Here is a 2,197-nt window from a genome sequence, read left to right as displayed (position 1 = left end):
CATAATTTCAGAAAATAATTTACAGAAACACCGCAAATATTATATTTTTTACAAAAAACATAAAAATTGTAATCTTAAATTAAGTATTTGTGGTTTTACGGAGGTTTTTGTTGATTTTTTGCGTTGCAATCAAACTAAATTTATATATACAACAATCAAACTAAATTAAACTTTTAAAAAACAATCAAACTAAATTAAAAAACAAATGAAAGTAAGTTCTACAAAACACAACCTCCTGAGTGCAGTCCGACAACTGTCACGTGAAAAATGGGCGCTGGGAGCTACCATTTTAACAGGAAAGATGATTGGTTTATTGCTGGTACTTGGGGCTATGATAAGTTTACCCGGTATTTTGGGTACTTCTGCCCATGCTGCCGACACTTATACCGCTCATGAAACGGCACTGATCAATACCGTAAACACGGTGTGGACCCTGGTAGCTGCCTTTTTGGTATTTGGTATGCAGGCAGGTTTTGTTATGCTTGAAGCTGGCTTTGCCCGCAAAAGAGAAACCGTAAACGTTTTAATGGAATGTATTTTTGATACATGCCTTTGCGGGTTATTATTTTATGCCATAGGTTATGCCTTTATGTTTGGTAATGGCAATGGCTTTATTGGCTGGGGTGGACTTGGAGCCGATGGAAAAACCATCACTAACTGGTTCTTTTTACAAAACACCCCTGCTACTTATGGCGCAACAGGTATTCCGCTTTTGGCTCACTGGATATTCCAGTACGCATTTGCCGATACCTGCTCAACCATTGTTTCTGGTGCAATGATAGGTCGTACCAGTTTTCGTGGCGATATTTTATACAGTATAGGTATTACAGGTTTTATCTACCCAATAATTGGTCACTGGGCCTGGGGGCCGGATGGTTTCCTGGCTACCATGGGAACTTCAGGGATCTTCCAATCAATAAGCGCGCAGCCTTTCCGTGATTTTGCCGGTTCAACTGTGGTGCATACCATTGGTGGTGTTGCTTCACTGGCTGGGGCAATGGTGTTAGGCCCACGTTTGGGGCGCATATTTGCCCGTGATGATAAAGAAAAAGGCGGATTGCCTGCTGGTCATAACTTATTAGTAGCTGCCGTGGGTGGTTTTATATTATGGTTTGGCTGGTATGGTTTTAACCCGGGCAGTACCTTATCCGCAATGGATATGCAGGGTATTGGCCGTGTTGCCGCTAATACTACACTTGCTGCTTGTGCCGGTGGTTTTGCTGCTATGCTTGCTGCGCTTTGGTGGGGCCCAACAAAAGGTAAATTCGATTTGGCCTTTACTATAAACGGCTTTCTTGCCGGGTTGGTTGCAATTACCTGCCCATGTTACTGGGTAAGTCCGCTGGGTTCAATCCTGTTAGGTGGAGTTGCCGGTATCATCATATTTGCCGGTGTTTATATCATTGAGTGGTTCCGTATCGACGATCCGGTTGGTGCAGTTTCTGTTCACGGTTTAAACGGTATCTGGGGTACTTTATCATTAGGTTTATTTGCATCTGGTCAATTTGGGGCCACTGGTCCAACAGGTGCCGACAATTCAGCTCCGGTTACCGGCTTATTTTATGGTGGTGGTTTTGGTGTACTTAAGGCACAGGCTATAGGTAGCTTTGCTATTACGGCTGCTGTATTTATAGTAAGCTTTGCTATGATGTACATCATCAATAAATTACCTAATCCTTGGAGACTGAGAATTGAAGAACATGGAGAAGCCGGCTTAGGTGGTATTGATGTATTTGACCATGGTATTGAAGTTTATCCGGCTCAGGAAGAAGAGATCAGCTTAAGTGGTCTTTTCGATAAAGGTGTAAAATCACCTTCTGAGGCTTAGGAATATATAAGAACCAAGATCTTGGAAAAAAAGGATCTGTAATACCTTGTGTAGCTGGTTAGTGGCTTTTTTGCAATGGCATAGCCAGCTGCACAGGGATTTTTTATGCCGACAATAAAAGATCGGACATGTATTCATGTGTCTGTGTTACAGTATCTTATAAGTAAGAACCAAAACAATTAACAAACTAAATTTTAACAATTAAATCGTTATCATGAAAAAAGTAAGTTTACTCTTATGTTTATTTTCTATTGCGGCCTTTACAGTTAAGGCTCAGGACACTACAAAAACAGCAGCACCTGATCCGCCACTGGTGATCACCGGTTCGGTAGATGCGTATTATAAATATGATTTTGCCAACAAGAAAGG

1 protein-coding gene is annotated in these 2,197 nt (G+C 41.5%); it reads left to right on the top strand.

What is annotated here, in order from left to right; all coding sequences use genetic code 11:
* Positions 1–205: 205 nt before the first annotated feature.
* Positions 206–1,828, top strand: coding sequence for an ammonium transporter (locus AC1DRQ_RS30900; RefSeq protein WP_429395154.1), 1,623 nt, complete (start codon positions 206–208; stop codon positions 1,826–1,828).
* Positions 1,829–2,197 lie beyond the last annotated feature (369 nt).

The sequence above is a fragment of the Mucilaginibacter sp. P4_E8 genome, from assembly GCF_056401495.1.
This window is presented reverse-complemented; position numbering and strand designations above follow the sequence as displayed.

Bases quoted from the DNA above. Each gene is read 5' to 3' on its own strand.
- AC1DRQ_RS30900 (WP_429395154.1), top strand. From the start codon at position 206: ATGAAAGTAAGTTCTACAAAACACAACCTCCTGAGTGCAGTCCGACAA.